Origin of the sequence: Acinetobacter sp. WU_MDCI_Abxd143, assembly GCF_025514195.1 — a bacterium.
Taxonomy (GTDB): domain Bacteria; phylum Pseudomonadota; class Gammaproteobacteria; order Pseudomonadales; family Moraxellaceae; genus Acinetobacter; species Acinetobacter pittii_H.
In genome coordinates, this window is record NZ_JAHPTH010000028.1 from 1 (window position 1) to 5,671 (window position 5,671).

The window sequence follows — 5,671 nt, forward strand, 5'->3', positions numbered from 1 at the left end:
AAAAATTAAATCAACAAAGATTGTTGAATCTTCATATAGCAAGACAGAGAGAAATTTAATCCTAGAATTGGGTCGTATAGGTAATAACGTGAATCAGATTGCCAAAGCGATTAATACGGATATTGCAGGGACAGGTACTTTTGACAAAGTGAAGTTACTTCATTTGTTGATTTCCATAGATCAACAACTTCGGGAGTTACGACCAGATGATCGTTGATTTTTTTAGACATGGTTCAGGATTATCTAAAGGTTGTCTAGATTATTTGCTTGGTGAAGATAGAGAGCGAGAACATGCACAGGTTTTAAGTGGTGATGTTGACTTGACCGCTCAACTGATTGATAGCAGTCCTTTTGCCAAGAAATATACCAGTGGTTGTTTATCCTTTTACGAGCATGCTTTATCTGACCAGGATAAACAGCAGATCATGCAAAATTTTGAGGAATGCCTTTTCCCTGGTCTCGATAAAGATCAGTACCAAATTTTATGGGTACAGCACCAAGATAAGGTGAATCAAGATACTGGAGAGACACGGCTTGAGCTGAATTTTGTGATTCCAAACGTTGAGCTTTCGACAGGCAAACGGCTACAGCCATTTTATGCGCCAGTGGATTTAGATCGAGTGGATCTGTTTAAGCAGATTACCAATGCAGAACATCAACTATATGATCCCGATGATCCGAACAATCAGCAGCTTTTAATCAATAAGAAGAACTTACCCAAGGATGTGAAGGATTTTAAAGATCAGTTACACCAAAGGATTTACCAAGCTGTAGTCGATGGCAAAGTTGCCGATCGGCAAAAATTGGTTGAATGGCTTGAATCGAATGAAATCAAAGTCACCCGACAAACCCAAAAATCAATATCAATCGAAAATCCATACGAGGGCGCAACACGTCCTATCCGTTTAAGTGGAGAGGTTTATGAGCAAGGCTTTAGCGCTACTGGCGAATATCGACAAGAAGTACAACAGCGAATTGCAACGTACCGAGGAACAACTTCTGAGCGGTATCGAGCAAACGTCACAGATTATCAAAGACAGCTTGAGCACAAGAGCCAATATCACAGCGACCGCTATCCAGCAGTCAGACGAGAAATTAGCGCAGAACCTACAGAACAGCTCACAGCAGATCGAGAAGCAGCTCGACCAGTACCAAGCCTTGCTACAGTCCAAATTGAGCCGTTTAAAGCAAATGAACGAGCAGATACAGACAAAAGAACAGCAAGTTCAGAACAAAAGCCTACTGAAACAGCTTACCACTTTGAATATGGCAATGATTTTGGGAGCTGCTATTTTAATTATTCTCATTATTGCGCTCGGTTTTATGGGCAAAAGCAAGTACAACGAGATACGGACACTCAATATGACCATCAACGAGAAACAAATGCGAGTGGATCACCTGAACCGATCGGGGGGCAGTTTGACGTTCAGCACATGCAGACAGCAAAACAGCAAAGCCCAACGTCTATGTATTCAGATCAACAAGGACGCAGGGGATTGGCAGAACAACTTCATGGTGCCGATGGGGTATTAAGTGATGACCGAATTAGAAACACAGTTATTGAAAATCATCGAAGAACAACAGCAGCAATTACAGCAACAACAAACTCAGTTGCAGCAGCAACAGCAGAGTTTAGACGTGATGCAAAAGAAAATTATCCAAGCCTTATCAGCACAATCAAAGGCAATGGAGAGCGTACAGACAGACTTAGTGCAAACACAAAAGTCATTATCGACAATACAGACACAATTTCACGAATTGGAAAAAAATACAGCGACCTATACCGAGCAGATCAATGGCAAAGTCAGGGAGATGAGCCAAATTACAACGAATTACGAGGACGTACTGGAGAAAATCTCAACCACACAACGGTCAGTCTCGTCACAAGTAGCCAAAGCTCAGCAGAATTTGCTCGAAACGTCCGAACTATTGAAGCGAATATCGTCCAAATGAAGGAACGGAAAAAGGAAATGGAGCAGCCCCAACCTAAGCGAGATCGGGGCATGAATTTTGGCATGTAGGGTTTATGCTCGATTCCGACTGTTGCTAATCAAAAATATGGAACAATGATTAAATATTAGGCGTGAAACGTGAAGAATCAATAAAAAAGCCCGACTTAGACAAGTTAGGCTTTTTTATTGATTGTAAATTATTGAAATAATTAAACTAATTTTGTATTTATGTGCACTAATGTGTGCACATAAAAGCGGAGACTTTAATTTGGTAGGGTTCTTTAAGCCCAGTCATTTCATCCTAATCATTTGGTCGAGTGACAATTGGAAAAGTTGAGTCTGGACGTTTAAACATTGCAAAGAATTTTCCAATTTCCAATGGATTGCCTTTGACTTTACTTTCGTTAGAAAGCAGGACTTTTACCCCTTTTATTTGACCTGTAATCATTTTTAGATATAAGGGCTTGGTTACGGTTAATGTTGGGCAATCCGATGCCAAATCTTTACTGTCATCATGACGCTTAAACTGCATGATTGAGTTTTCAACCCATAATGAAAAATTCTCTTGGGTATCCGACAAAACCAGATTGATACACTGGTTTTCATTTTTTAAATTTTCCACATCTAAATTTGTCGCCATGGCTTCAAGAAATCTTTCAGTTGGCGTGTGAATCAATAAATCACTCGGATCAGATGTATTTTGTAGGGGTACATTATTTTGTAGCTCTTGAGCACCCACCAAAAAGAAATTACGCCAAGTTGAAGCCTCAGCAGCATAGCCCAATTGACGATACGTATTTGCCAATAAGTCTTTTGCTTGTTGGTTTTGAGGGTTATTCAACACAATATGTTTTAAAATCTCGGCAGCCCATCTATAGTCAGCTTGAGCATAGGCATCCCGCGCATTTTTTAATGCATTATTCTCCCCACCTGCCAACTCAATATATTTTTTTGCAACAGCTTTAGGCGGTAATGGATCTAAATTGGAAGGATGAGCATCGAACCATCCCATATAGTATTGGTATATCGCTTTTACATTATGCTTTAAGGTTCCATAATAGCCATGCGCATATAGCTTTTGATCAAGTGCCGCTGGAAGCTGAATTTTCTCGGCAATTTCAGCACCATTAAAACCAGAGTTCATATATCTCACCGTCTGATCATGTGTGAACTTATAAACATCTCGCTGGGTTTTAATAAAATCTTGAATATTGTCATTGCCCCAGACAGGCCAATGATGTTGTGCAATCAATACATCGGATGCTTTGGCATGCTGCATTGCTTGGTCTAAATAGCCTACCCATTTTAAGGCATCACGGACTTTGGCACCGCGGAGGGTATAAAGATTATGCATGGTATGCGAAAGAATTTCTGCGCCATTATAAAGTTTCAGTGATGGGATAGAGAAGGTTAACTCTGCTGGCGCTTCTGAACCCGGCACGTTATAAAACACAAAATCCAAACCATCAATGGTCATTTTCTGTTCTGCTTGGGTGATCAGTTGTGTAGGCTCAAGGATTCCCATTTTCCCAACAGCAACAGCCTTACCTAAACCTGTATCCACCAATCCTTCAGCATTCTTTGGTAAAAAGGTTCCATACATATAGGTCGCACGACGTATCATGGCTGAACCTGCCATCAAATTTTCACTGGTCGCTTCTTCCATAAAGCCTTGTGGCGCAATAATTGGGGTTTTTCTAGCGTTAATTTCTTCTGTAGAAAGAACGCCTAATGCACCACCAAAATGATCGATATGGCTATGGGTAAAGATAATGGCTGAAATTTTTTGCTCACCTAAATGCTGCCTAGCAAATTTAAGTGCTGCTTCAGCCGTTTCTTTAGAGGTTAATGTATCCACAATAATCCAGCCAGTATCACCCTGAATAATGGTCATATTTGCCAAATCAAAACCACGAATTTGCCAAACTCGATCTGTCACTTTAAATAGACCAACATTATTGTTGAGCTTTGCTTGTCGCCATAGTGCAGGATTAACAGTATTTGGTGCTGGATCATTTAAAAAATTAAACGCATCAAAATCCCAGATCACATTGCCTTTTTCACTTTTAATTTGACCTGTTGGCTTGGCAATAAAGCCTTTTTGCGCATAATTAAACTCTGTCATATCGTCTAAATTATATTTCGTTTTATACGCATTATTTGATTCAATGACCGCTTTTTCGACTTGTCCATTTGCTGCAAAAACAGAAAATGGCAAAATAAACATCAATGAAACCGTTAAAAATTTAACTTTCATTGTCTTTCCTTCTTCAAAATATCCATAAATGTTGATTTCCTTGTCTATACTATTTTTGATATGTGTTGAATTAATAGAAGCTTTTCAATTCAAACATTATAATAACAGCCATCATTTTTTATGATGGAATCATAAAATAATATTTTACAAGAATATACCTGTTTTTATTAAAACTACGCAGTCCTTATTGGGCATGAGTTAGTAGGAGAGAAAAATAAAAATTTTGTTAAAACCTAAAGAAAAACCCCTCTGAGTCTTGCAACTTAGAGGGGTTTTGTCTTAAATTTGGTGGTACGCAGTTATTTGATGTTCGAGCATCAAGTAACGAAGATCATAAGGTTTGACGACCGTTATGATTTCACCTTTCGGCTTGTACCGCTTTTCAAATTCTATCAAATTGATAAAAAATGGCAAGCATTGTATCAGTAAAAAGTCTTTCGTTACCTGACTCTCGTTCATCCAATAAGCAATACATAGACAGTATTCGAGCCTTATCAGCTTCTGTGCATCCTTTTTAAGGAAGATATGCGGTGCATGTGGAGGGAATAAGTGTCACTGGTGCATCGTAGCGATAGTGAAAGCTGAGAAGCAGGAGCTGAACCGTTACAGGGGAATCCCACAAAAGCGGAGCGTTGAGAGTAGTTGTATAGGTTGGTTAAGTTGCATGTTGGAGAAATCCTCGCAGAGATACCGCCATACTTCGACAGGGAGCGCGTGGGGAGAGGTGCAGTACCTTTAGTCCTTGTCTGCCATGTATGTGAAGCATGGTGCGGATACGACCGATGCGTGGCTCCGTCAGCCTAATCAGGTTAAATCGGCAATACTTAGGGGATGTGTTATTTTTTGAATGACAGCCCTTAGGGAGAGTATTGCCGAAACTCTCTCAACGCTCACCATCTGCCTGAGCAAAGCGAGGGCTGTGGTGGTGGTGAGAAAGAGTTGAGTGCTATTGTTTTACAAGATTTATGCCAGTTCTTATTAGGGTTTATATACTGTATCATTTGATTAAATTTTAGTATAAATAATTCTTTCCCTTTTTAAATAAGCAAGGATACACAGTTACCCCTATTTCACTTCGTTTAATAGTGCTAAGCTGTGACCTTGATCAGGGGCTTCACCCCCGATACCCCCGAAAACCGGTTTAAAGAAAAATCAAAGATTTTCCTCTAAACCGGTTAGACCAAGAATGGGATTGTTCAAGTGGAAATAGATTCAGTAACTAAACAGAAAGTAGTACGGGAACGGACGTTTAAAGTCAGACTTTCAGAATCAGAATATCAATTGCTCGATGCCAATAATCCTTTTGGTTCAATCGCAAAGTTGCTACGTCAGTCAGCAGTAGATAAAGCAACAAAGATTTATAATTCCAAAGCAGATGATGCTGAAAAAATTAAATCAACAAAGATTGTTGAATCTTCATATAGCAAGACAGAGAGAAATTTAATCCTAGAATTGGGTCGTA

General features: G+C 39.5%; 4 protein-coding genes. 3 read left to right on the plus strand and 1 reads right to left on the minus strand.

Going from position 1 to position 5,671, the window contains the following annotated elements; translation table 11 throughout:
- Both KTI79_RS18960 and KTI79_RS18965 read left to right on the plus strand, forming a co-directional pair.
- The coding region (locus KTI79_RS18960; RefSeq protein WP_262468835.1) for a MobC family plasmid mobilization relaxosome protein at positions 1-217 on the plus strand (217 nt) is incomplete at its 5' end.
- Positions 207-2,021: a relaxase/mobilization nuclease domain-containing protein gene (locus KTI79_RS18965; RefSeq protein WP_004706791.1), complete on the plus strand. Its 1,815-nt coding sequence runs from the start codon at positions 207-209 to the stop codon at positions 2,019-2,021. The genes KTI79_RS18960 and KTI79_RS18965, both read left to right, overlap by 11 nt.
- A 232-nt stretch (positions 2,022-2,253) precedes the next feature.
- Here KTI79_RS18965 and KTI79_RS18970 read toward each other — a convergent pair whose 3' ends face one another.
- Positions 2,254-4,209 carry an alkyl/aryl-sulfatase gene (locus tag KTI79_RS18970; protein WP_004870594.1) on the minus strand — a complete coding sequence of 652 codons (1,956 nt, stop codon included), beginning with the start codon at positions 4,207-4,209 and terminating at the stop codon, positions 2,254-2,256.
- A gap of 1,200 nt (positions 4,210-5,409) precedes the next feature.
- Between KTI79_RS18970 and KTI79_RS18975 the strand changes: the two genes are divergently transcribed.
- Positions 5,410-5,671 (plus strand): plasmid mobilization relaxosome protein MobC (locus KTI79_RS18975; protein ID WP_262468837.1); only part of this gene is annotated, 262 nt, incomplete at its 3' end.

What these genes read in the sequence shown, in the direction of transcription:
- KTI79_RS18965 (WP_004706791.1), top strand. Translation starts at nt 207, where the DNA reads ATGATCGTTGATTTTTTTAGACATGGTTCAGGATTATCTAAAGGTTGT.
- KTI79_RS18970 (WP_004870594.1), bottom strand. Translation starts at nt 4,209, where the DNA reads ATGAAAGTTAAATTTTTAACGGTTTCATTGATGTTTATTTTGCCATTT.